Genomic DNA, 24,438 nt, shown 5'->3' with positions numbered 1-24,438 from the left:
CTTTGGTGGGGTCCAGGGGCAAAGCCCCTGGCGGGGTTCGGGGCAGCGCCCCGATCCCCCCGCGCCTGCCGCTAGAACCGATCCAGCCTGACTGTATCAGGCCGGAACGGCTCCAGCCTTTTGATTTTTCGCATTTTCCGAGCCGCTGAGCGAGGACGCTCAGCTTGAAAATGCTCTAGAACCGATCCGCCCGATACGGCACCGGGTCCAGGAACGGCTCCTCCCCCGTCATCATCTCCGCCAGCAACCGCCCCGTGGTCGGCCCCAGCGTCAGCCCCTGGTGCGCGTGGCCGAAGTCGAACCACAGCCCCGGCTGCCCCGGCGCCGCGCCGACGATCGGCATCATGTCCGGCGTGCAGGGCCGCGTCCCCATCCACGGCTTCGGGTCCAGCCGCTCGCCGAGCTGCGGCAGCAGCGCGCGCGCCTTCGGCTCCGCGCGCCCGAGCTGCACCGGCGTCGGCGGCGAGTCGAGCGTCGCGAATTCCGCCCCCGTGGTCAGCCGCACCCCGGCGCGCATCGGCACCAGCATGTAGCCGTTCGCCACGTCCAGCACCGGGTGGTTCAGCACCGCGTTGCCCCGCATGCCGTAGTGCATGTGGTAGCCGCGCTTGCCGAACAGCGGCGGGTCGTAGCCGAGCGGCGCCGTCACCTTGCCCGACCAGGCGCCGAGCGCCACCACCGCCTCGCGCGCGCGCAGCGCCCCGGCCCGCGTCCGCACCGTCCAGCCCGCGCCGTCGCGCGCCAGCGTGGCCGCGTCGCCCAGGAAGACCTTGCCGCCCAGCCGCTCGAACAGGCCGAGATAGGCCATGGTCAGCCCGTGCGGGTCGATCACCGCGTAGGGATCGGTCCAGTGCAGCGCCCCGGCGAAGCCCTCGCGCAGCGCGGGTTCCGCGGCGGCGAGGGTCGCGGGGTCGAGCACCGTGTAGTTCACCGCGAAGTCGCGCTTCGCCACCTCGGCATGCGCCAGTTCGCGCTCCAGCGTCGCCGCTTCGCTGTGCAACTGCATCCAGCCCGTGTGGCGCAGCAGGTCCATCGCCCCCGCCTCGCCCGCCAGCGCCAGGTGCTCGTCGGTGCAGGTGGCGATCAGTCTGCTGTAGTGCAGCACGATCTCGGCGTAGCGGTCCGGCGCCGACTCCCGCCAGTAGCGGTAGAGCGGCCCGGCCAGGGCCGGCAGCGCCGAGAGGTGGTAGTAGGCGTCGATCGAGCCATTGCGCGCGATGCGCGCGAGATCGAACACCTCGCGCGGGAAGGCGCGCGGGAAGACGCATTCGCGCTGGATCAGCCCGGCATTGCCGAAGGAGGTCTCCTCGCCCGGCGCGCGCCGGTCGAGCAGCGCCACCTGCCGGCCGCGCTTCTGCAGGTGCACCGCCGCCGAGACGCCGACGATGCCCCCGCCGAGAACCACCACATCCGCCTGCATCGGCTCCGTCATCCTTTCCCGTCATCCGCCCGGGCATCGCCCGGGCTTGCCTTCGCGCCGCCGGCAAGGGCCTGGGCAGCGATCCGGTCGTCGCGCGGCATGGCCAGGGGTGGCAGGCACGGGCGGATCAGGCAAGTCCCGCGCCACGGGCGGCGCCGGCATGCGGATCGTCGAGGGACGCGACGTCCGGCGGCCCGGATCCGTGCCGCGGGAAGGGCGCCGCGGCGAGGCCCCGGCACGGCAGCGATCCGCCCCGGCCTGCGACACGATGCGAAGCCGGGCCGATTCGTAAACGAATTGGTAAGCCTTGCTCGTGTATACTGCCTCTGCTGCGGCGGCGCGGAAACGCGCTGGTGACGTGCGCTGGCAGAGTCGGAAACCCACGTGGTGAACCCGTAGCCGCCGGGAAGACAGGCCCGGCCCGCAGCATTCCCCTTAGAGCATTTTCAAGCTGAGCGTCCTCGCTCAGCGGCTCGGAAAATGCGAAAAATCAAAAGGCTAGAGCCGTTCCGGCCTGATACAGTCAGGCTGGATCGGCTCTAGCGCCGCTCCGGCACCCCGCTTCCGCGGTGACGCCGGCGGCGCCATGCCGGCCGCCAGGTGACCGGCCCGCCGCTACCGCACCGCCGGCCCGGCCGTCAGCATCCCCCGCGCCACATCCGGCAGCGCCTCGGTGCCGAGCGGCATGGCGCGCACCCGGCGGCCGCCCCGCTCAGGTCTCCAGCATGCGCCGCAGCAGCTCCACATCCTCGGCGAAGGCGGAATCCTGCTGCATCAGCTCGGCGACGCGCGAGACGGCATGCATCACCGTGGTGTGGTCGCGGTTGCCGAAGCGCCGGCCGATCTCGGGCAGGGAGCGCGCGGTGAGCTGCTTGGCGAGATACATCGCCACCTGCCGCGGCCGCGCCACGTTGCGCGCGCGCCGCGCCGAGGACATGTCGGTCAGCCGGATGTGGTAGTGCTCGGCGACGCGCTTCTGGATCTCCTCGATCGTCACCCGCCGGTCGTGCGCGCGCAGGATGTCGTGCAGCACCTCCTGCGCGCCCTCCAGCGTGATCGAGCGCCCGAACAGGTTGGCGTGCGCGATCAGCCGGTTCAGCGCGCCTTCCAGTTCGCGCACGTTGCTGGTGATGCGGTGCGCCAGGAACTCCAGCACCTTGGACGGCACGGCGACGCCCGCCCCGGCCGCCTTGCTCTCCAGGATCGAGAGCCGCAGCTCGTAGGTCGTCGCGTGGATGTCGGCCACCATGCCGCAGCCGAGCCGCGTGCGCAGCCGGTCCTCGATGCCCGCGAGGTCCGAGGGCGGCTTGTCGGAGGAGACGACGATCTGCTTGCCGGCATCCACCAGCGCGTTGAAGGTGTGGAAGAACTCCTCCTGCGTGTTGTCCTTGCCGATCAGGAATTGCAGGTCGTCGATCATCAGCACGTCGACCGAGCGCAGGCTCTCCTTGAACTCCATCGTGCTCTGCGAGCGCAGCGCCGCGATGAAGCGGTACATGAACTTCTCGGCCGACATGTAGGAGACGGTGCGCGAGGGATCGCTCTCGCGGATCGTCCAGGCGATGGCGTGCATCAGGTGCGTCTTGCCGAGGCCGACGCCGCCGTAGAGGAACAGCGGGTTGAAGCCCGGCGAGGCGGGCCGCTCGGCGACGCGCCGCGCGCAGGCATGCGCGAACTCGTTGGGCTTGCCCACCACGAAGGTGTCGAAGGTGAAGCGCGGGTCGAGCGCGGGCGAGGGCTCGGCGCGCGACTCGGCCGGGCGCGCGCGCTCCGGCGCGGCGACGACGGGAGCAGAAGCGGCCGGTGCGGCCGCCGGTGCGGCGACCGGTTCCGCCGCCGGTTCCCGCGCGGCGTCCTGCGGCGGCGCGGCCGCGGCGAAGGCGGCGGGACGTGTCTCGGGCGAGACGCGGATGTCGATGCGGCGGATGCCCTGGTGCTCGGCCTGCCAGAGGGCGCGCAGCCGGTCGCCGTACTGGTCGCGCACCCAGTCGCGCAGGAAGCGGCTGGGCAGCACCACCACCGCCTCGTCGCCCTCCACGCCGGCCAGGGTCATCTGGCGCAGCCAGGTGCGGTACTCCACCTCGCCGACCTCGTCGCGCAGCCGGCCGCGCACCCGGGACCAGCTTTCGATGATCTGCGGGCCGAGCTGCGATGAAGCCGCGTCGAGCTGGTTCTCCATGGCGACGTGTACCACCCCGCATGGCCGTTCGGCCGTTCATGATACCGCCAGCGCAGGGCCCGGCGGTTCGCCCGCCCGGCCGTGCCGCCGGCGGCCGCTCTGTCCTTCCCGCGCCGGGGCGCCGGAAGGCACGGCCAAAGGCACGAGGCGGACCGCGAGGCGGACGAGGGCACGCCCAGCGCGCCGAGGGCCGCTTCGGTTCCGCCACCCGTCCCCGCCCGTGGGCGGGGGCCCAGGGCGAAGGCCCAGGGCGAGGGATTGCCGCCGCCGTCATCGGGACGCGATGCGCAATGCCGGGGCTGCCGCGTCCCGTGGGTACGGAACGGCGCGGTTGGCATGCGGATCATGTCGCCGAGGGCCGGTTGCCAGCCTGCTGATCGCCGGCCCGCCGATGCTAGGGGCGGGCCGTGCCACGGCGCAAGAAGATCGCGCGATGGCAAGGCGATGCCCGGCGATGTTGCGGTCACGCCGCAACACGGCCGGACGCACGCCGACCCCGCGGCGGGTGCCGGAGCACCCGCCGTCAGGGCCGAATCGAACCGGTCCGGAAGCTCAGGCCGCGGGCGTCGCCGCGCCGAGCGCCTTGATGCGGGCGGTCAGGCGCGCCAGCTTGCGGGCCACCATGTTGCGGTGGAACACGCCCTTGGTGGCGGCGCGGTGCAGCTCGGGCTGGGCCGCGCGGAAGGCGGCGTCGGCCTGCGACTTGTCGCCGCCGACGATCGCCTCCTCGACCTTGCGGAGGAAGGTGCGGGTACGGGAGCGCCGCGCGCGGTTGCGGGCGGTGCGCTTCTCGGTCTGCCGGATGCGCTTGCGCGCGGAAGCCGTATTCGCCATGACGTCTTGTTCGGACCAGATCTCGGGCAATGGACAAGGCCGGGGCGCTCGGCGCGCCGATGCCCGGCCGGGACGGACGGATGGCCGCCCCGGTGGGCCGCCCCCAGTGGGCCGTCCCCCAGTGGGCCGCCCCAGTGGAAGGCGGGGGTTCTAGGCCCCCCATCCCCCGCGAGTCAAGGCGGCAGGCCGGCGTCCGGCGCGGGCCGGGGCCGCGCGCCGCCGCGTTCAGCGCCGGAAGGCGGGCTTGCGCTTCTCCACGAAGGCCGCCATGCCCTCCTTCTGCCCCTCGGTGCCGAACAGCGACAGGAACACCCGCCGCTCGTAGCGCACGCCCTCGGTCAGCGAGGTCTCGAAGGCCGCGTTCACCGCGTCCTTGGCGATGGCGACGGCGGGCGCCGACATGGTGCCGATCGTCTCGCCGAGCTTCACCGCCTCGGCGACCAGGTCGGCCAGCGGCACGATGCGGGAGACGAGGTTGGCGCGCTCCGCCTCGGCGGCGTCCATCATCCGCCCGGTCAGCACCATCTCCATCGCCTTGGACTTGCCGACCGCGCGCGTCAGCCGCTGCGAGCCGCCGGCGCCGGGGATGACGCCCAGCCTGATCTCCGGCTGGCCGAACTTCGCGTTGTCGGCGGCCAGGATGATGTCGCACATCATCGCGACCTCGCAGCCGCCGCCGAGCGCGAAGCCCGCCACCGCCGCGATCACCGGCTTGCGCACGGTGAGCACGGCCTCCCAGCGTTCGCCGATCCAGTCGTCGAAGTAGACCTCCGGATAGGTGCGGTGCTGCATCTCCTTGATGTCGGCGCCGGCGGCGAAGGCCTTGTCGCTGCCGGTCAGCACGATGGCGGCGATGGCGGGGTCCTTGTCGAACCCCTTCAGCGCGTCGGCCAGCTCGGCCATGAGCTGGTCGCACAGCGCGTTCAGCGCCTGCGGCCGGTTGAGCCGGATCAGCCCGACCCGGCCCTGCACCTCGGTCAGGATCATCCCGTATTCGGCCATCTCGCCCGTCTCCCCGCGATTCGATGCCGGCCGGCTTAGCGCAGGAACCGGCACGGCAGAAGGGGCGGGCGTGCCCCGGGGCCGCCTCGGCGCCGGCCCGCGCGGGCAGAAGCCTCGGCGCTGCGTGCGCGGACAGAAGCCTCGGCGCTGCGTGCGCGGGCAGAAGCCTCAGCGCTGCGTGCGCGGACAGAAGAAGGTCGAGCGCCCCGCCTGCACCAGCCGGCGCACGCCGGGGCAGGGCGGCCGCGTGCCCGGCGGGGCGGCGAGGTTCGGGCAGCGCTCGCAGGGCTCCCCCTCGCGGTCGTAGACCCGGAAGCGGTCCTGGAAGAAGCCCAGCCCGCCATCCGCGCGCACGTAGTCGCGCAGGCTGGAGCCGCCCGCCTCGATCGATTCCAGCAGCACCGCCCTGATCTCCGGCACGAGGCGCCTCGCCCGGGCGCCGGGCACCGTCGCCGCCTCCCGCTCCGGCGCGATGCCGGCGCGGAACAGCGCCTCGCACACGTAGATGTTGCCCAGGCCCGCCACCACGCGCTGGTCCAGCAGCGCCGCCTTGATCGGCGTCCGCCTTCCCGCCAGCGCCGCGCCGAGCACGGCGGGGGTGAAGGCGTCCTCCAGCGGCTCCGGCCCCATCCCGGCGAGCAGCCGGTGGCCGTCCTCCGCCGCGGTGGGCACGAGGTCGACGCAGCCGAAGCGGCGCGGATCGACGAAGCCGACGCGCAGCCCCTCGGCGCCGTCCTCGCCCGCCACCTCGATCGCCAGGTGCTCGTGCGCGACCGGCGCGTCGGCCCGCTGCGAGGCCGGGCGCGCCACCATGCGGCCGGACATGCCGAGATGCACCAGCACGCTGTCGCCGCCGGACAGGCGCATCAGCATGTACTTGCCGCGCCGGCGGAAGCCGAGCACGCGGGCGCCGGCGAGGCGGGCGGCGAGGCCCTCGGGGAAGGGCCAGCGCAGCCCCTCGCGGCGGATGTCGGCGGCCAGGATCCGGCGGCCGGTCAGGACGGCGTCGAGGCCGCGCATCACGGTCTCGACCTCGGGAAGCTCGGGCATGGCGGCCCAGATGGTGGGAGCCGGGACGCGGCGCCAGGGGGGCCGGCAGGCCCGGCGGCGCGCATGGCCGCATGCCGCCCGGCCGCGGGGGCGCCGCGCCCCGCCGGCGCCGTCCGGGCGGCTCCTGGCCTCCCCTGGGGCCCCCTCGGCCCCCCTCGGCCCGCCCCGGCCCGGCCTCAGCCCGAGGCCGCCTCCAGGCGGGTCAGGAGCGCGTCGCCGCGCTCCCCGCAGAGGCGCAGCATCTCGGGCACGTCGGCCGCGGGCCGCGGCGGGCTGAACAGGTATCCCTGCGCCTCGGTGCAGCCCTCGGCGGTGAGGTAGGCGAGCTGGGCCTCGTCCTCCACGCCCTCGGCGGTGGTGGACATGCCGAGGCTGTCGCAGAGGCTGGTGACGGCCCGCACGATCGCGGCGCAATCCTCCCGCCGGCCGAGGTCCCGCACGAAGGACTGGTCGATCTTGACCTTGTCGAAGGTGAACTTGCGCAGGTAGCCCAGCGAGGAGTAGCCGGTGCCGAAATCGTCCATGACGATGCCGACGCCGAGCGCCTTGATCTCGCCCAGCGTCACCAGCGTCTCGTGGGTGTCGAGCAGCAGCACGGTCTCGGTGATCTCGAGCTCCAGCCGGGACGGGGCGAGGCCGGAGCGCGCGAGCGCCTCCCGCACCGTGTCGACCAGCGCCTCGCCCTGGCCGAATTGCGCGGGCGAGAGGTTGACCGAGACCCGGACCGCTTCCGGCCAGAGCGCCGCCTGGGCGCAGGCCTCGGCCAGCACCCAGGCGCCGATCGGGGCGATCAGGCCGATCTCCTCGGCCAGCGGCACGAACTCGCCGGGCGGCACCAGGCCGCGCTCGGGGTGGCGCCAGCGCAGCAGCGCCTCGAAGCCGCTGACGCGGTGCCGGCGCAGGTCCACCAGCGGCTGGTAGTGCAGCTCGAACTCGCCCTGCCGCAGCGCCTTGCGCAGGTCGAGCTCCAGCGCCCGGCGCGCCTGCATCAGCGCGTCCATCGCGGGCTCGAACAGCCGGGCGCGGCCGCGCCCGTCCAGCTTGGCGCGGTAGAGGGCGAGGTCGGCGTTGCGCAGCAGCCGGTCGCCGTCCTCGCCATGGCCGGGCGCCACGGCGATGCCGATGCTGACGCTCCGCTCCACCGGCCGGCCGGCGATCTCGAAGGGCTGGCCCAGCTCGCGCAGCAGCCGGTCGGCGAGCCGCTCGGCCTGGCGCGGCTGGTCGGCGCCGAACTGGATCACCGCGAACTCGTCGCCGCCGAGGCGCGCCACCACGGCGTCCTCGTCGGCATGGCGGCGCAGGCATGCCGCCATGCCGCGCAGCAGCGCGTCGCCCGCGGCATGGCCCAGCGTGTCGTTCACCGTCTTGAAGTGGTCGATGTCGAGGCAGAGCACGGCGCAGGGCCGGCCCTGCCGGGCGCGCGCCACCGCCTCCTCCAGCCGCTCGCGCAGCAGCAGCCGGTTGGGCAGGCTGGTCAGGGCGTCGTGGCGCGCCATGTGGCTGATCCGCTGCTCGGCGCGGCGGCGCTCGGTGATGTCCTCGAAGGTGGCGAGCCAGCCGCCGCGCGCCTCGCCCGCCTCCGCCGCGCGCGCCGGCCACGCCTCGTCGGCGGCCATGGGCTGGAAGCCGACCGTGAAGGCACGGCCATCGGCGAGCGACCAGGTGAAGGAGGCGGCCAGCCGCCGCGCCGCCAGCTCGCCCAGCCGCGCCTGCAGCGCCGCCGCGTCGGCCGAGCCGGCGAGGCCCGCCGCCACCATCCGCGCGACGAGGCCGGCCAGCGTCTCGCCGACGCAGCTGCCGGTATCCGGCGCCTCGCATTCCTGCCCGAGCAGCGCGGCGAGCCGGCGGTTGATCACCAGCAGCCGGCCGTCGGCATCGAACATGCACAGGCCCTGGCTCATGTTGTCGAGCGCCACGCCGAAGCGCCGGTGCTGCCGGCGGCGCTCGCGCTCCGCGCTCTCGCGCTCGCGCGCCAGGGCCAGCGCCGAGGCGGACCTCGCCGCATCGGCCTCGGCCAGCAGCGCCTGGCTGCGCAGCTGCCGCACGCCGAGCAGGACGATGCCGGCGATGCCCAGCTCCAGCAGCCCGGCCGCGGCCACCAGCCAGGGCGCCTGGCGGCGCCAGCCCGACAGCGCCGCGCCCACCGTGGTGCCGACCTGCACGGCCAGCGGGAAGCGCGCCATGGCGCGCACCGCCACGAAGCGGTCCTGGCCGTCGGGGCTGCCCTCGGCGTCGCCGGCGAGGCGGACCACCTGCGGGCCGCTGATGGAGCGTTCCAGCAGGGGCTCGATCGCCCGGGGCAGGCGGGCCCCGGGCTGGCGCGGCGGATAGCTGGCGAGCAGCAGCCCGTCGGTGCGCAGGAGCGAGATCGCGGTGGCCGGGGTGGGGACCACCGAGCGGTAGAACTCCTCGAAGTAGCGCAGCTCCATCGCCCCGAGCACGAGGCCGAGGAAGCGGCCGTCGGACGCCGAGACGCGGCGCGCGACGTAGATGGTCATGGTCCCGGTCCCGCGGTTCGGCACCGGCTCGCTGACGAAGAGGGACGGCGCCCCGTCCACGCTCAGGGCGCGGAAGTAGTCGCGGTCCGCGACGCTGACGCCGGGGATCGGCCAGTAGCGGGAGAAGTTGAGCAGCCGGCCGGTGCTGCCGATCAGCGTCAGCGCGTCGACCGCCGGCAGGCCGGCGATCCGGTCGCGCAGGGTGCGGTGCAGCTCGACGCCGGCCATGCCCTGCTCGAAGCCGGCGGTGCTCTCGATGCCGGCGGCCCGCACCGCCTCGATCAGCCCGTCCTGGATCAGCGTCAGCGCCTCGAAGGCGCGCTCGCCATGGTCGGCCAGCACCAGGGCCAGGTTGGCAAGGCGTTGGCGCTGGTCCCGCGCCATGCGCGCGCGCAGGTCGACCAGCAGCCAGCAGGTGCCCGCCGCCACGGCGAGGGCCAGCGCCACGCCGCAGGCGACCAGCAGCCGGGCGGAGCCTCGCCGCCCCGGCGGTGCCTTGCGCGGGGGCGCTGCCCCGGTCGCCGCGGAGGTCTCCATGCTACCCCGGGACTCCGTGCCGTGCGGGAACCCTGTTCAGCGTGACCGATCCTCTCCTGTGGCAGGGGCGGCCGGCATGGCCGGCGCCGCGCCTGCGGCGCCGATAGCCGGCCGATGCGCCGAATCTAGGCGTGGGCGCGGGGATCGTACAACCGCAGGGAGGGATGCTCCTGGCCAGGTCGCCCCGGGCCAGGTCGCCCCGGGCCAGGTCGCCCTGGGCCGGGCTGCCCCGCACGGGCCGGCATCGCGTGCGGGGGCGGCATCAGCAGGGCAGCAGTGGCCGCAGCCGCTCCAGGTCGCGCTCGGCGCGGCAGACCAGGTAGCGCGGTCCGGCGACGCCCCATCTGGCCTGCCCCTGCCCCTGCCCCTGCCCCTGCCCCGACCCCGGCCCCGCCGTCGCCCCCTCGGCGGCTCCCCCCGCGACGGGGCCGTCCGGGTCGCCGCCCGCTGCCGGAGGCGTCGCCCCGGCAGCGTTGGGCGGGGAGGCGGGTGGCGAGGCCGCGGGCGGCGCCAGGGGGAAGGCGATCAGGCCGATATCGGCGTAGACGCGCAGCAGCTCCGACCCCACCCGCCAGAAGGCCGCGTCCACCCCGGCGCGCTCGCACATGTCGCGGAAGCGCCAGATCGCCGAGATCCGGTCGCGCGGCGCCCCGGCCGGGTCGCCCAGGCCGAGCCAGACCTCTTCGCCCTTGAGGATGGCGAAGCCCGCCTCGCCGTCCTCGCCGAACACCACCCCGTCCGCCCTGGCGGGCACCAGCGCGCCGAGGGCGCGCAGCCGGGCCGCGCTCTCGACCGAGAAGGGCTCCGGCCGCAGCTTCACCGGCCGCAGCAGCCGCACCGAGGCCAGGATCAGCATCACCACGGAAAGGCCGACGGTGAAGCGCAGCGAATCCGGCGCCAGCGGCGAGAACACCACCCCCCACCAGGAGGTCTCGGCCACCCGCCGGCCATAGGCCACCAGCGCCAGGGTGACGGCGCAGCCGAACAGCGCGGCGAAGGCGAACAGGCTCTCGCCCGAGAGCGGCTCGGCCAGCAGCCGCGCGTCGCGGTAGAAGGAGCGGCGCAGCGCCGCCAGCAGCAGCAGCACCGTGGCGTAGGCCGCCACCAGCCACCAGGGCTCGCCGCGCAGCGAGGCGATCGAGGCGCCGAGCACGAGCGCGATCATGGAGCCGCCCCAGGCCAGGCGCAGCCGGCGCAGCAGCCCCCAGGCGCCCACCAGCAGCAGCGTGCCGACCAGCGAGGCGGCGAAGTGCGAGGCGAGCGCCACCTCGTGCCCCGCCCAGCCCTCCGTGGCGTGCGACCGCGGCGGCAGGGCGCCGATGAAGATCAGCACCGCCCCCCCGAGCCCGACCAGCCCGGCCAGCACCGGCACCTCCAGCGCCTCCGAGCCGCGGGTCGGCTCGAAGACGCGGTCCGAGGTGCCCGTGGGGGCGCGCGGGGCGCGGCCGAGGCGCGCCAGCAGCCAGTCCACCAGCTCCCGCCGCTGCGCCAGCTCGTTGCCGACGAACAGGGCGCCGGCGATGAAGAGGGGGATGATGTAGTAGAACAGCCGGAACACCAGCAGCGCGCCGATCACCTCGGCGGCCGGCATGTAGGGTTCGAGGCCGAGCAGGATGGCGCCGTCGAACACGCCGATGCCGCCCGGCGCGTGGCTGGCGAGGCCCGCGCTGTAGGAGGCGAGGTAGATGCCGAGGAAGCGGGTGAAGGTCAGCCCGTCGGCATGCGGCAGCAGCGCCCAGAAGATCGCGGCGGTCACCGCCACGTCCACCGCCGCCAGCACCACCTGCATCACCGCCAGCCGGAAGCCGGGCAGGTCGATCTGGTGGCCGAACAGCCGGAAGTGCGGCACGAGGCGGCTGAGCGTGACGTAGGCCGCGACGATCGCCCAGAGCAGCAGCGCCACCAGCCGCATCGCCCAGTGCGGCAGGTGCTCGCCGAGCCAGGGCACCACGCCCGGCTCCAGCATCAGCACCGCGCCGCCGAGGGCGAAGGCGCCGAGGCCGAAGGTGAGCGAGGTGAAGGCCACCACCTTGGCGATCTCGCCCGGCGTCAGCCCCCATTGCGAGTAGAAGCGGTAGCGCACCGCGGCCCCCGAGACCGCCGGCACGCCGAGGTTGTGCGACAGCGAGTAGGCGCAGAAGGAGGCGATCGAGGTGCGGAAGTAGGAGATCGGCCTGCCCGCATAGACCGAGCCGAGCCGGTCGTAGATCGTCAGCACGGCGTAGGCGAGCAGGGTCCAGCCGGCCGCGATCCAGAGCGCCGAGGCCGGGATCGCGCCCATCGCCAGGCGGATGTCGTGGAGCGAGAGGTCGCGGAATTCCTTCTGCACGACATAGACCGCGCCCACCAGCAGCACCACGCCGAACAGGGCGGGGGCATGGCGCAGCAGGCGGCGCCAGGAATGCTTCACGGCCGGAGCGCCCTCTTTCTTCTCAGCCTTGCCGCGCGGGGATGGCCGCCTTGCCGGGCGCCGTCACGCCGCCCGCCCGCCGCCGGCTCCCGCACCGTCCGCAACGCCGGATGCCGCATCGGGCTCCCCTGGGGTCTCCCCTGGGGTTTCCCTTGGGGTCTCCCCTGGGGGCTCCCCGGAAGCCTCTCCCGGGGCTTCCCGCTCCAGCGCCGACTCGACCAGCCCGATCGTGCCGGCGACGCCGTAGAGGGCCACGAAGCCGCCGAAGCGCGGCCCCTCCTCCTGGCCCAGCAGCACCTGGTAGAGCGCGTTGAACCAGGCGCGCGAGACGCCCATCCGCCCGTCCTTGCCCGCCTCCAGGAAGGGCTCGCGCCGGCCGGCATCGTAGACCAGGTCCTGCGCCGCGCGGGCGCGCGCCTCCACCGGCAGCGCCTCCAGCTCGGCCGCCTGGTCGCGCAGCGCGGCGGCGAAGGCCTCGAGGCCGGCGCGCTCGGCCCCGGTCGGCGCCCGGAACCGCTTCTTCGGCAGCACGAAGTCCCGGTAGTAGTGCACGGCGTGGTCGACGAGGCGCGCCAGCAGCGGGTTGGCCTCGGGCGAGGCCTCCGGCGCGTAGCGGCGCAGGAAGCCCCACAGCATCTCCGGCGCGTCCGCGTTCACCACGCTGGCGAGGTTGAGCAGCATGGCGAAGGAGACCGGCGAGCCCGGGTCGTTGGTCGGGCCGCCCGCGATGTGCCAGGCCGGGTTGGCCGGGTCGGGGTTGGCGCGCAGCCGGTCGAGGTTGGCGATGTACTCGTCGGTCGCGCGCGGGATCACGTCGAAGTACAGGCGCTTGGCCCGCTGCGGCGCGCCGTACATGAACTGGGCCAGGCTCTCGGGGGGCGCGTAGCGCAGCCACTCCTCGATGGTCAGGCCGTTGCCCTTGCTCTTGCTGATCTTCTGCCCCTGGTCGTCGAGGAACAGCTCGTAGGTCAGGCTCAGCGGCGGCGTGCCGCCCAGCACCTGGCAGATGCGCGAGGAGAGCTTCACGCTGTCGATCAGGTCCTTGCCGGACATCTCGTAGTCCACGCCGAGCGCGGTCCAGCGCAGCGCCCAGTCCGCCTTCCACTGCGCCTTGCAGTGGCCGCCGGTGACGGGGGTCTCGTACAGCCGCCCCGTCTCCGGGTCGCGCCAGACCACGGTGCCGGCCTCGGGGCGCGTCTCCTCCATCGGCACCTGCATGACGACGCCCGTCTCCGGGTGGATCGGCAGGAAGGGGGAGTAGGTGGCGCGCCGCTCCGGGCCGAGGGTGGGCAGGATCACCTCCCGCACCTGCTCGTGCCGCGCCAGCATGGTCAGCAGGGCGGCGTCGAAGCGGCCCGAGCGGTAGTAGTCGGTGGCGGAGGCGAACTCGTAGTCGAAGCCGAAGGCGTCGAGGAAGGCGCGCAGCCGCGCGTTGTTGTGGGCGCCGAAGCTCGGATGGGTGCCGAACGGGTCCGGGATGGCGGTCAGCGACCGGCCGAGATACCCGGCCAGCATCTCCCGGTTCGGGACGTTGTCCGGCACCTTGCGCAGCCCGTCCATGTCGTCGCTGAAGGCGAGCAGGCGGGAGGGCAGGCCGGTCAGCCGCCCGAAGGCGCGGCGGACCCAGGTGGTGCGCGCCACCTCGCCGAAGGTGCCGATATGCGGCAGGCCGGAGGGGCCGTAGCCGGTCTCGAACAGCGCCTCCTCCTTGCCGGAGGCCTTCAGGCGGTCGGCGACACGGGCGGCCTCCTCGAAGGGCCAGGCCTTAACGCTACGCAAGGAAGGATCGGGCGACATGGTGGCTGCTTATACGGAGGCCGGGCCGGCAGTGCGACCCCACGCCACCGAATCGAGTTACAGTCCAGCCATCACCCGCGCTTCCGCGGCAATGGAGGAGACACCGCCATGAAAGCCGACCCCTGCGCCTGCTCCGACCCGACCCGCCACGGCCGTGCCTTCGCCCGGCGCGGCCTGCTGGCCGGCGGGGCCGGGCTGCTCGCCTGCGCCGCCCTGCCCGGCGGAGTGCCGGGGCTGCCCCGCCCGGCGCTGGCCGCCGACCCGCACGGCCCCCGCACCAGCCTGACGCCGGACCAGGCGCTGGAGCTGCTGAAGAAGGGCAACGACGAGTACGCCCACGGCCAGCCGTTCCACGGCGACATCAACCGCGAGCGGCGGATCGCCATCGCGCTGGCGCAGGCGCCGTTCTGCGTGCTGGTCTGCTGCTCGGACAGCCGGGTGCCGCCGGAGCTGCTGTTCGGCCGCGGCCTGGGCGAGTTGTTCATCGTCCGCAACGCCGGCAACACGGTGGACACGGCGGCGCTGGGCAGCATCGAGTACGCGGTGGGCGTGCTCGGCGTGCCGCTGGTGATGGTGCTGGGCCACGAGCGGTGCGGCGCGGTCGCCGCCGCCATCGAGGTGGTGGAGAGGAACGCCACCTTCCCCGGCAGCATCGGCCCGATGGTCGAGCCGATCGTGCCCGCCGTGCTCCAGGCCCGGGCCCAGATGGGGAGCGGGTCCGGGGGGGACCTGCTGGACCGCTCGGTGCGGGCCAATGTCCGGCGCATCGTCGCCCGCCTGCCGCAGCAGAGCGCCGTGCTCCAGGGACCGATGCGAGAGGGCAAGCTGCGGATCGTCGGCGCCCGCTACGACCTCGACGACGGCGACGTGGACTTCTTCGATTCCTGAACCCGCCGTCGCGGGCCGGGTGTCGCGGGTTGGGCGTCGCGGGCCGGCCGGGACGCCCTACCGGCTCGCCAGGGCCGATGGCACCGCCGGCGCGGCGGGCCGCCGCGCCGCCGCGGGCAAGGGCGCCGGCTCCGGGCCGGCCGGCGGGGACGGAGCCGGCGACGTGCCCGGCCCCGGTGCCGAGGCCCCCGTCTCCGGCGCTCCCGTCTCCGGCGCCGGGGAGGGGCCGGGTTCCGGCGGGCCGGGCGCCGCGGCCGGGCCCGACGGCGAGGGGGCGCGCAGCAGGGTCGGCAGCGGCGCGTCCACCCGGTCCAGCCGGTCCTCCAGCACCACGAAGAAGGCGGGCTCGCCCAGCGGCGCCTGGAGCACGTGCCCCGCGGCATCGGTCGGGAAGCGGCGCTTGACCACGGCGTCCAGCACGTTGCCGCCGATCGCCTCCGCCACCCCGCCGGCATTGGCGACGATCACGTCGCAGTGCATCGGCCGCGGCCGGCCCGCCTGCGCCAGCCGCTCCTGCCAGCGCTGGATCGGGTTGCCGCTGCGGTCGGCGCAGAGCAGGTCGCCCGGGCGCGGCGCGAATTCGTCGATGTCGTGCGGCACGAAGGCGGCGCCGTCCGGGTCGCGCAGGTAGCGCGCCAGCAGGATGTCGATGTAGCGCGCATGGGCCGAGGAGAGCGGGAAGTCCGGCACGCCGGCCGTCAGCATCACGTGGCTGATGAAGGCGGCCGACCAGAAGGGCACGCCCCAGAAGGAGATGGAGACGCCCATGGCGGAGCGGCCGCCCTGCAGGTCGGCCGCCTCGGCCAGCTCCTCGCGCATGCTGGCGTAGTTGCGCCGGTGCTGCGCGATCACGCCCGGCCCGTCCGGCACCGCGCCCCAGTAGCCCAGGATGCGCGTGTAGTTCTCCGGCGCCGCCTCCTGGCCGGGCGGCAGGTAGGGCACCCAGCCGTCGACGGTGAGCCGTCCCCAGGCCTGCCACTCCTCCACCGACACCCGCAGCACCGCGCCGCGCAGCCCGCCGATCGGGACGGCGGTTCCTGGCGTGGCGGAAGGGGGGGAGGCGCAGGCGAGCAGGAGGGCGGGCAGCAGGAGGAGGGAAAGCAGGGCGCGCACGGGTCCGCCTAACGTCCATGCGGCGGCAGGGTCGCACCGCAGCGCAACAATATCGGTCGCGAATCCCGTCAGCGTCCATGCCTGGTGTGACCGGATGGCCTCGGTGTCACCGGCGCGACACGCCCCGCCAGCCGGCGCGGGCGCCGTGGCCGGGGCACGGCCGCCCCGCCGCATGGCGGTGCCGCGCCGGCCGCGCGGCCCCGGCGGTGGTCCGGCGGCGGGCGGCACCCTATCTCAGCGCCGACCGATCCCTTTTCCCGACATCCCGCCGAAGGTCCGCCTCCGTTGTCCGACGCTCCCCGGCCCGCCGCCACGCCCGACTTCCTGAACCATGACCGCCCGCCGGTGCCGCAGATCGTGGTGCCGCGCGGCGTGCAGCCCTTCCACCTGCGCGACCGCCCGGTGCGCGGGCGGCTGGTGCGCCTCGGCCCGCTCGCCGAGGCGCTGCTCGGCCGCCACGACAACCACCCGGCCGTGACGCGCCTCGCCGGCGAGGCGCTGGCGCTCACCGCCGGCCTGGCGGCGGCGCTGAAGTTCCGCGGCTCCTTCAGCCTCCAGGCGAAGGGCGACGGGGTGGTGCCGATGCTGCTCGCCGACTGCACCGAATCGGGCGAGCTGCGCGGCTATGCCCGCGCCGAGCCGGACAAGCTGGCGCGGCTGCTGCGCGGCGACCCGGACCCCTCGGCGGCGGCGCTGCTGGGCAAGGGCTACCTCGCCTTCACCTGCGACCAGGGCCCGGACATGGACCGCTACCAGGGCATCGTGGCGATCGAGGGCATCAGCCTGGCGCAGATGGCCGGCAGCTACTTCCGCACCTCCGAGCAGATCCGCACCCTGGTCCGGCTGGCCTGCGCGCGCACGGAGGCGGGCTGGCGGGCGGCCGCGTTCATCATGGAGAAGGTGGCGACCGAGGGCGGCATCGCCCTCGGCACCGACGACCGCGACGCGGACCTGCCGGCGGCCGACCCCGAGGACCCGGACGAGGCGTGGCACACCGCCTGCGTCCTCGCGGACACGCTGACCGACGCCGAGCTGCTCGACGACTCGCTGCCCGCCGACCGGCTGCTGCACCGGCTGTTCCACGCCGAGGGGCTGTCGGTCGACCGGGCGCGGGCCCTCTCCTACGGCTGCCGCTGCTCGCGGGCGCGCCTCGCCGGGGTGCTGGAGGGCTTCCCGCCCGAGGACCTCGACCACATGGTGCAGGACGACGGCGCCATCACCGTGACCTGCGAGTTCTGCAACGTCGGCTTCCGCTTCGAGCGCCGCGAGGTGCGCGGCAAGCGGGCGGCTGGCTAGAGCCGATCCAGCCTGACTGTATCAGGCCGGAACGGCTCTAGCCTTTTGATTTTTCGCATTTTCCGAGCCGCTGAGCGAGGACGCTCAGCTTGAAAATGCTCTAGAGCGGATCGCCGGCGGGCGGACACGCCCGGCGGCGTGAATCCGCGCCGGGAACAACGAGCTACGGCGAACCGCAGTCCCGACCGGACCGCGGTTCGCTACGGCAGGTCTTTCCCGGGCCGGGTAGACGCGCCCGGCGGCCCGGGAGATCCGCGAGGACGTGGCCGCGGCGGTGGATCGCCGTCGGGCGGGATGCCGGGGCCGCAGCCACCGGGGCCGCCGCCACCGGGGCCGGGTGCCGACGCGCCATGGCCGCGGGCAACGCCGGCCCGCGCCGCCGCGTCCCCCCGGCCTTGAGTTCCGCTGCGACGCACCAATTTCCGTCGCCGATGTCCGTCGCCAAGCTCAGCCTGCTGCTGTTCCTGCTGTTCTACCTCGCGCCGATCGGCGTCTCCGCCGCGCTCTACCGCTGGGAGGGCACGGGCGCCGGCTGGCGCACCGCCGACCGCTCCTCGATCGGCCACCTGCCGCCGGCCGCGCGCCAGCCCGCCGCCGTGGTGCGCATCTTCGCGGCGCAGACGGTGCGCTGGCGCGGCATCTTCGCCACCCATTGCTGGATCGTCTTCAAGCGCGAGGGCGAGGCCCGCTACACGCGCTACGACTACACCGCCTGGGGCGAGCCGATCCGGCTGAACGGCTTCGAGCCGGACGGGCGCTGGTTCGGCCGCGTGCCGGAGGTGGTGTTCGCCGTCGACGGCCCCGCCGCCGCCGGGCTGATCCCGCGCATCGAGACGGCGATCCGCGACTACGCCTTCCGCGAGGAGGGCGACTACCGCGCCTGGCCCGGCCCCAACTCCAACACCTTCGTCGCCGCCGTGATGGATGCGGTGCCGGAGATACGCGCCGCCCTGCCGCCCACCGCGATCGGCAAGGACTATCCCTACGACGGAAGCTGGCTGCGCCCGACGCCGTCCGGCACCGGGCTGCGGCTCTCGCTCGGCGGCTATGCCGGTCTGACGCTGGCCTGGGTGGAGGGGATCGAGGTGAACATCCTGGGCGCCGTCGCCGGGCTCGACCTGCGCCGCCCGGCGATCAAGCTGCCGGGGCTCGGACGCATCGGGATGCGTGGGCCGGCGCCGGCAGCGGCGTCGGGCTGAGTTCGTGCTGGCTTCAAGCTGGCGGTGTGCAACAAGTGTTGAGGTTTTCCTGGTTCATCGTCGCTGGCCAGACCACTTGTCGGAGCGACTCGAAAGTCGTTTCGTAAAAATCGTCGAAAATCGTTTCGTAAAAATCGGCGCGACAGGGCATTAGTTGCTCTGGACAGGGTGGGATGCTACCCTGTGTAGCCGGCTTATGCGAAGATGCTTGCGCGAAGTAGTTCTGATGTGGATCCTACCCACTGAGGGCTTGATGATGACGAACTCCTTCACTCCTTTTATCGCTAAGGACCGATACATCGGACCATATCAATTCGATATGCATATTGAGGACGAAAACGCCAAGGAATGGTATGATACAAATCCCAATCAATGGCAGCGTGAGCGTCAATGGTGTATTGATACTATCCGCCCCGGCTTCAATGTTCTTGATTGTGGCGCACATCAGGGCTTAACAACGCTTCTTTTTTCTTACTGTGTAGGCTCGGATGGAGTGGTGCATGCTTGGGAGGCCTTGCCCCAAAATGCCTCCTTGATTGAGCGGAATGCTATACTCAATGGTCGAACAAATATTGTGGTGCATCCCTATGGTGTGGGCAGCCAATCCGGCCTAATCCCAATTAGTGAAAATTCGGGCAATAGTGTTATTGTTGGAGCCGGATCTATTTTTCCAGCAACAGGGCAAATCAAAGTTGTCAGGCTGGACGACGATGTTAGTCCTGATATGCGGGTTGATTTCTTAAAAATTGATGTTGAGGGCCACGAATTGCACGCTTTGCGAGGGGCGGAGCGTATTTTGTCCAACAGGCCATTCCTGATGCTGGAACTTCATCACTTCCTGTGGTCGGATGCTCAAGGGACGGCAACTGAGATTGGTCGCATTCTAAACAATCTAGACTACTATGTATGGATAGATGATTTTGAAAAAGCAACGGATATCGGCAAGAATGTGGACGCTGAGTGGTTTACTAAATCACCGCACGCCCAACTCTATTGTGCGCCAGCGTAAAATTGCCCGCACAGAAACTTACGTTTTACGGGCGGCCAAAGTGTCTATGCTGGCCAAAATGGTATTGCGCTTTCTTCGGGTTGTAGCCTTATTTCATTCAGTAACTTTAACTTGTCTGGGAACGGCGTGAATCCTGATAGTGGCATAAACGCATGTGGGATGGTTGTGTCCCCAGATGCAAGCCACTGGAGTTTCAATGGAACATGCTCGGTTGGAGACATTGAAGGTCTTCCGGCCTCGCAGATGCAACAAATTGGGATTTATGTGGCGCCGGGCAATTCAAATCACTATAGTATTGAGATGATATTTGACGATCTGAGCATAGGTCCGGTCTTGGATAATGGCACGGGAACGGACAAGTACATCCGCTACATCGGATAGGCGGCATACATACGCTATTCGTTGGTATTGTGGTCAATGCTTGCCAGCTATGCAGCACGCATCTATATCCGGGTCGCGCCCGACGGAACACTTCAATCTCTGTCCCGATGGTCGTAGTTTGCGTGCCGTGGAAACCCCGTCCCTGACGGCGGCCCCGGGTCCGTCCGCCGCGCCGCGCGTGGCCCCGGCCCGGCCGCCCGTGCTGCACCGCTTCGCCAACCCCGGCCGCTTCCTGCGCGCCACCGGCCGGCTGCTGCCCTGGCTGGGCGGGGCGGCGATCCTGGTCCTCGCCATCGGCCTGCCCTGGGCGCTGTTCCTCTCGCCGCCCGACTGGCAGCAGGGCGAGACGGTGCGCCTCCTCTACATCCACGTGCCGATGGCCTGGCTGGCCATGGGTGGCTATGCCGGCCTCGCCCTGCTCTCGGTCGCCTCGCTGGTCTGGCGCCACCCGCTGGCCGACCTCGCGGCGCGGGAGCTGTCGCCGGTCGGCGCCCTGGCCTGCTTCCTCTGCCTCGTCACCGGCAGCCTGTGGGGCAAGCCGATGTGGGGCACGTGGTGGGTGTGGGATGCCCGGCTCACCTCGGTGCTGGTGCTGTTCTTCCTCTGGCTCGGCCACGCCGCGCTGGTGCGCGCCTTCGATGCGCCGGAGCGCGGCGCGCGGGCCGGCGCCATCCTGGCGCTGCTCGGCGCGCTGAACCTGCCGGTCGTGAAATTCTCGGTGGACTGGTGGAACACGCTGCACCAGCCCGCTTCCGTCGCGCGGCTCGGCGCGCCGGGGCTGCATGTCGGCATGCTCTACCCGCTGCTGGTCTGCGCCCTCGGCTTCACCCTGGCCTTCGCCGCGCTGGTGCTGGCGCGCACCCGCGCCGCGGTGATGGAGCGGCGCATCCGCGCCCTGCAACTCGCCGCCGCCCGCCGCCTGGACCGGCCGGAAGTCTCCCCTGGGAGCGCCGCCGCATGACGCTGCACTGGTGGCATGTGGGCATCGGCTACGCGCTGGTGCTGGGCGGCTTCGGCGCGCTGGCCCTCGGCACCGCGCTGCGCCACCGCGCCGCGCGCCGGCTGCTGGCGCGGCTGGAGCCGCGCGGCACCAATCGGCCGGCCGCCGCGCGGCCCGGCACGGAATCCCTCGCATGACCCGCAAGCGCCGACGCCTCTACCTGCTGCTGCTCTGCGGCCTGGGCCTCGGCTCGGCCACGGCGCTGACGCTGACGGCGTTCCAGGACAACCTGGTGTTCTTCCGCTCCCCCTCCGACATCGCGCGCGAGGCGCCGCCGCCCGGCCGCGCCTTCCGCCTCGGCGGGCTGGTCGAGGCCGGCAGCGTGACCCGCGAGCAGGCGCCGGACGGCCGCCCCTCCGCCCGCTTCCGCGTCACCGACGGGCCGACGACCCTGACCGTCACCTATACCGGCGTGCTGCCGGACCTGTTCCGCGAGGGCCAGGGCGTGGTGGCGCTCGGCCGGCTGGGGCCGGACGGCGTGTTCCGGGCCAGCGAGGTGCTGGCCCGCCACGACGAGACCTACATGCCGCCCGAGGTGGCCGACGCGCTGCGCCGCTCGGGCCACTGGAACCCGTCGCAGGGGGCGGCGCCGCCGGCCGGGAACTGGAACACCATGGCGCCGACGGCGTCGCGGAGCGGGAGCTGAGCATGCGGGGCGGGGATGCCCGGCGGGGAAGGCGGCGCCTTCCCCGGGCCCCTTCCGCCCGGGAAGGACGCTGCCCTTCCCGGACCCATCCCGCCAGGAACCTCAGGTTCCTGGACCTCCGCCGGCGTCGGGCCTCGGCGCTTCAATCGTCGGGCCTCAAGGCCGAACGGGGGATCCAAGGGGGCTTCGCCCCTTGGCGGGGTTCCAAGGGGCGGCGCCCCTTGGTGGGGTCGCAGGGGCGAAGCCCCCGTACCGGCGCCGCCGCATGATCCCCGAACTCGGCCACTTCGCCCTCGCCCTCGCCTTCGCGCTCGCGCTCGCGCAATCCACCCTGCCGCTGCTCGGCGCGCACCGGGCCGAGCCGCGCCTGATGGCCGCCGCCCCCGCCCTCGCCGCCGGGCAGCTCCTCGCCGTGCTCGCCGCCTTCGCCGCGCTGCTCTGGAGCTTCGCGGTGAACGACACCAGCGTGCTCGGCGTGGTGCAGAACAGCCACTCCGCCAAGCCGCTGCTCTACAAGCTCAGCGGCGCCTGGGGGAACCACGAGGGCTCGATGGTCCTCTGGGTCACGGTGCTGGCGCTGTGCGGCGGCGCCGTGGCCGCCTTCGGGCGGGAATTGCCGAGCGCGCTGCAGGCGCGGGTGCTGGCGGTGCTGGGGATGGTGGCAGCGGGGTTCCTGCTGTTCATCCTGCTCACCTCCAACCCCTTCGCCCGAGTCTGGCCGGCGCCGGCGGACGGGCAGGGGCTGAACCCCGTGCTGCAGGACCCCGGCCTCGCCTTCCACCCGCCGCTGCTCTACCTCGGCTATGTCGGATTCTCCGTCACCTTCGCCTTCGCCGTGGCGGCGCTGATCGAGGGGCGGGTGGATGCCGCCTGGGGGCGCTGGGTGCGGCCCTGGGCGCTGGCGGCGTGGAGCTTTCTGACGCTCGGCATCGCGCTCGGCTCCTGGTGGGCCTACTACGAGCTGGGCTGGGGCGGCTACTGGTTCTGGGACCCGGTGGAGAACGCCTCGCTGATGCCCTGGCTCGCGGGCACGGCGCTGCTGCATTCCGCCATCGTGGTCGAGAAGCGCGAGGCCTTGCGCATCTGGACGGTGCTGCTCGCCATCCTCGCCTTCGGCCTGTCGCTGCTCGGCACCTTCCTGGTGCGCTCGGGCGTGCTGAACTCCGTGCACGCCTTCGCCAGCGACCCGATGCGCGGCGTGTTCATCCTGGCGCTGCTGATGCTCTACGTCGGCGGCGGCCTCGCGCTGTTCGGCCTGCGCGCCGGCGCGCTCTCGCCCACCGGGCTGTTCGCGCCGATCTCGCGCGAGGGCTCGCTGGTGCTGAACAACGTGCTGCTCTGCGCCATCGCCGCGGTGGTGTTCGTCGGCACGCTCTACCCGATGTTCGCGGACCTGCTGCTGGGCGAGAAGATCTCGGTGGGGCCGCCCTTCTTCGACACGGCGATCCTGCCGCTCGCCGTGCCGCTGGTGGCGGCGATGGCGGTGGGGCCGATGCTCTCCTGGAAGCGCGCGCGGCTCTGGCCGGTGCTGCAGCGTCTGTGGTGGGCGGCGCTGCTCGCGGCCGGCGGGGCGCTGCTGTGCCTGGCGCTGGAAGGCTGGCGGGTCGGGCCGGTGCTGGGCTTCGCGGGCGGGCTGTGGCTGGTCGCCGGGGCGGCGGCCGACATCCTGGACCGCGTGGCGCTGTTCCGCCGCCGCCCGTTCTCGCCGCTGGCCGCGCTGCGCCGGGCGGCGGGGCTGCCGCGTGCCGCCTGGGGCGCCGCGGTGGCGCATGCGGGGCTGGGCGTGACGCTGCTGGGGCTCGCCGGCATGGGGCTGGCGCAGGAGAGGCTGGTGCTGCTGCATCCCGGCGAGAGCGCCGCGCTGGCGGGGCGCGAGTACCGGCTGGACGCGGTGCGCGACGTGATCGGCCCGAACTGGACCGCGCGCGAGGCGCAGGTGACGGTGCTGCGCGACGGCCGCGCCGCGCTGGTGCTGCGGCCGGAGCGGCGCTTCTTCCCGGTGGGCCGCACCACCACCTCGGAGGCCGCGATCCACACCACCTGGCTCGCCGACCTCTACGTGGTGCTGGGCGAGGAGCGCGACGGCGGCGCGGTGCTGCGGCTGCACCACAACCCGCTGGCGCCCTGGATCTGGCTCGGCGGCGCGATCATGGCGCTGGGCGGCGGGCTGTCGCTGAGCGACCGGCGGATGCGGGTCTCGGCGCCGGTGCGGGCGGCGCCGAAGGGGACCGGGAACGGGTCTCGGGGCGAGGCGGTAGCGGGCACATGAGCGGGACGGTGGACGATCGGGCGCCGCGCCTGGATGGCGCGGACGGTGCGGTCCCTGGCGCGCCTGCCGGCCCTGTTCCCGGCGCGCCTGCCGGCGCAATCCTTGGCGCGCCTGCCGGCGCAGCCCTTGACGCGCCTGTCGGCGCGGTCCTTGGCGCGCCTGCCAGCGCGACGCCGGACACGGCCACCGGCGACGCCGTTCCGGCGGACGCCCCGCCTTCCCCGCGCCCGTCGCGCCGGGCGCTGCTGCTGGCGCCGCTCGGTGTCGCGGTGGTGGGTGGCGCGGGCTTCTACGCGATGCTGCGCGGCCTCGAATCCGGCAGCTACGCGCCGCAGAGCCTGCCCTCGCAGCTCCTCGGCAAGGCGCCGCCGGCGTTCGAGTTGCCGCCGCTGGCGGAATCCGGCCTGCCCGGCGTGGCGAGCGCCGACCTGCGCGGCGGCGCGGCGCCGGTGCTGGTGAATTTCTGGGCCTCCTGGTGCGTGCCCTGCATCATCGAGCACCCGCAGCTCATGCGCCTGAAGGCGGACGGGGTGACGCTGCTCGGCATCAACTACAAGGACCGGCCGGCCGACGCGGCCGCCTTCCTGCAGCGGCGCGGCAACCCCTTCGCGCGGCTCGGCCGCGACGAGCCGGGCCGCGTGGCCATCGACTGGGGCGTGTACGGCGTGCCGGAGACCTACCTGATCGACCGCCAGGGCAAGGTGCGCTGGCGCTGGCCCGGCCCGGTGACGCCCGAGGTGCTGGCGGGCGACCTGCAACCCCTGCTGCGCCGCTACGCCTGATGCCGCCGGACCTTCCTCTGCCGGTGCCGCGACCCGTGCGCGCGGTGACGAAGCCCGACCCGTTCCCCGAAAAGGGGGGCTCGAAGGGGGCTTCGCCCCCCACGGTCCCTTGGCGCGGGGTCCGGGGC

Annotated in this window: 18 protein-coding genes; 9 read left to right on the top strand and 9 right to left on the bottom strand. The window is 73.1% G+C overall.

Annotated features, from left to right (window positions below; translation table 11 throughout):
- Window positions 1-175: 175 nt before the first annotated feature.
- The 8 genes from M0638_RS15875 to M0638_RS15840 all read right to left on the bottom strand — a co-directional run bounded on the left by M0638_RS15875 (window position 176) and on the right by M0638_RS15840 (window position 13,727).
- The gene (locus tag M0638_RS15875) at window positions 176-1,432 is read right to left on the bottom strand and encodes an NAD(P)/FAD-dependent oxidoreductase (protein ID WP_248667971.1); all 1,257 of its coding nucleotides are present in this window, start codon (window positions 1,430-1,432) and stop codon (window positions 176-178) included.
- Window positions 1,433-2,132: 700 nt separating this feature from the next.
- Window positions 2,133-3,599 carry a chromosomal replication initiator protein DnaA gene (dnaA, locus tag M0638_RS15870; protein ID WP_248668000.1) on the bottom strand — a complete coding sequence of 489 codons (1,467 nt, stop codon included), beginning with the start codon at window positions 3,597-3,599 and terminating at the stop codon, window positions 2,133-2,135.
- Window positions 3,600-4,151: 552 nt separating this feature from the next.
- Complete coding sequence (rpsT, locus tag M0638_RS15865) at window positions 4,152-4,433, bottom strand: 30S ribosomal protein S20 (protein WP_248667970.1); 282 nt, start codon at window positions 4,431-4,433, stop codon at window positions 4,152-4,154.
- 225 nt (window positions 4,434-4,658) lie between these two features.
- Window positions 4,659-5,435, bottom strand: coding sequence for an enoyl-CoA hydratase (locus M0638_RS15860; protein ID WP_248667969.1), 777 nt, complete (start codon window positions 5,433-5,435; stop codon window positions 4,659-4,661).
- 168 nt (window positions 5,436-5,603) lie between these two features.
- Window positions 5,604-6,485 (bottom strand): bifunctional DNA-formamidopyrimidine glycosylase/DNA-(apurinic or apyrimidinic site) lyase, encoded by an 882-nt coding sequence (mutM, locus tag M0638_RS15855; protein WP_248667968.1) that lies wholly within the window; start codon window positions 6,483-6,485, stop codon window positions 5,604-5,606.
- A gap of 176 nt (window positions 6,486-6,661) precedes the next feature.
- Complete coding sequence (locus M0638_RS15850; protein WP_248667967.1) at window positions 6,662-9,520, bottom strand: bifunctional diguanylate cyclase/phosphodiesterase; 2,859 nt, start codon at window positions 9,518-9,520, stop codon at window positions 6,662-6,664.
- A gap of 262 nt (window positions 9,521-9,782) precedes the next feature.
- Window positions 9,783-11,930 (bottom strand): lysylphosphatidylglycerol synthase domain-containing protein, encoded by a 2,148-nt coding sequence (locus tag M0638_RS15845; RefSeq protein ID WP_248667966.1) that lies wholly within the window; start codon window positions 11,928-11,930, stop codon window positions 9,783-9,785.
- 63 nt (window positions 11,931-11,993) lie between these two features.
- On the bottom strand, window positions 11,994-13,727 hold the full coding sequence (locus M0638_RS15840; RefSeq protein ID WP_248667965.1) for a lysine--tRNA ligase: 1,734 nt from the start codon (window positions 13,725-13,727) through the stop codon (window positions 11,994-11,996).
- A 108-nt stretch (window positions 13,728-13,835) separates the two neighbouring features.
- Here M0638_RS15840 and M0638_RS15835 point away from each other — a divergent pair, with 108 nt between their 5' ends.
- A complete protein-coding gene (locus M0638_RS15835) occupies window positions 13,836-14,615 on the top strand; it encodes a carbonic anhydrase (protein ID WP_248667964.1) in 780 nt (259 codons plus the stop codon).
- Between the two features lie 57 nt (window positions 14,616-14,672).
- Here the strand turns inward: M0638_RS15835 and M0638_RS15830 are convergent, their stop codons facing one another.
- Complete coding sequence (locus M0638_RS15830; protein WP_248667963.1) at window positions 14,673-15,728, bottom strand: DUF2272 domain-containing protein; 1,056 nt, start codon at window positions 15,726-15,728, stop codon at window positions 14,673-14,675.
- Between the two features lie 285 nt (window positions 15,729-16,013).
- On the opposite strand from M0638_RS15830, the gene hslO reads away from it, so the two are divergent.
- From hslO to M0638_RS15790, 8 genes are all read left to right on the top strand, one after another.
- Window positions 16,014-17,024, top strand: coding sequence for an Hsp33 family molecular chaperone HslO (gene hslO / locus M0638_RS15825; RefSeq protein WP_248667962.1), 1,011 nt, complete (start codon window positions 16,014-16,016; stop codon window positions 17,022-17,024).
- A 431-nt stretch (window positions 17,025-17,455) separates the two neighbouring features.
- Window positions 17,456-18,223, top strand: a complete 768-nt coding sequence (locus tag M0638_RS15820) for a DUF3750 domain-containing protein (RefSeq protein ID WP_248667961.1) — start codon at window positions 17,456-17,458, stop codon at window positions 18,221-18,223.
- Between the two features lie 253 nt (window positions 18,224-18,476).
- Window positions 18,477-19,232, top strand: a complete 756-nt coding sequence (locus M0638_RS15815) for an FkbM family methyltransferase (RefSeq protein WP_248667960.1) — start codon at window positions 18,477-18,479, stop codon at window positions 19,230-19,232.
- A 508-nt stretch (window positions 19,233-19,740) separates the two neighbouring features.
- Entirely contained in the window at window positions 19,741-20,574 is an 834-nt protein-coding gene (locus M0638_RS15810) for a heme ABC transporter permease (RefSeq protein ID WP_248667959.1), read from the top strand.
- Entirely contained in the window at window positions 20,571-20,750 is a 180-nt protein-coding gene (locus M0638_RS15805; protein ID WP_248667958.1) for a hypothetical protein, read from the top strand. Before M0638_RS15810 ends, M0638_RS15805 begins: the two co-directional genes overlap by 4 nt.
- Window positions 20,747-21,259, top strand: coding sequence for a cytochrome c maturation protein CcmE (gene ccmE, locus M0638_RS15800; RefSeq protein ID WP_248667957.1), 513 nt, complete (start codon window positions 20,747-20,749; stop codon window positions 21,257-21,259). The genes M0638_RS15805 and ccmE overlap by 4 nt, the downstream gene beginning before the upstream one ends.
- A gap of 265 nt (window positions 21,260-21,524) precedes the next feature.
- Window positions 21,525-23,528 carry a heme lyase CcmF/NrfE family subunit gene (locus tag M0638_RS15795; RefSeq protein ID WP_248667956.1) on the top strand — a complete coding sequence of 668 codons (2,004 nt, stop codon included), beginning with the start codon at window positions 21,525-21,527 and terminating at the stop codon, window positions 23,526-23,528.
- A gap of 272 nt (window positions 23,529-23,800) precedes the next feature.
- Window positions 23,801-24,310 carry a DsbE family thiol:disulfide interchange protein gene (locus M0638_RS15790; RefSeq protein ID WP_248667955.1) on the top strand — a complete coding sequence of 170 codons (510 nt, stop codon included), beginning with the start codon at window positions 23,801-23,803 and terminating at the stop codon, window positions 24,308-24,310.
- Window positions 24,311-24,438 lie beyond the last annotated feature (128 nt).

Origin of the sequence: Roseomonas acroporae (assembly GCF_023223525.1) — a bacterium.
Lineage (GTDB): Bacteria > Pseudomonadota > Alphaproteobacteria > Acetobacterales > Acetobacteraceae > Roseomonas_E > Roseomonas_E acroporae.
Note: the sequence above shows the minus strand (reverse complement) of the source record. Positions and strands in the feature narration are given on the sequence as shown.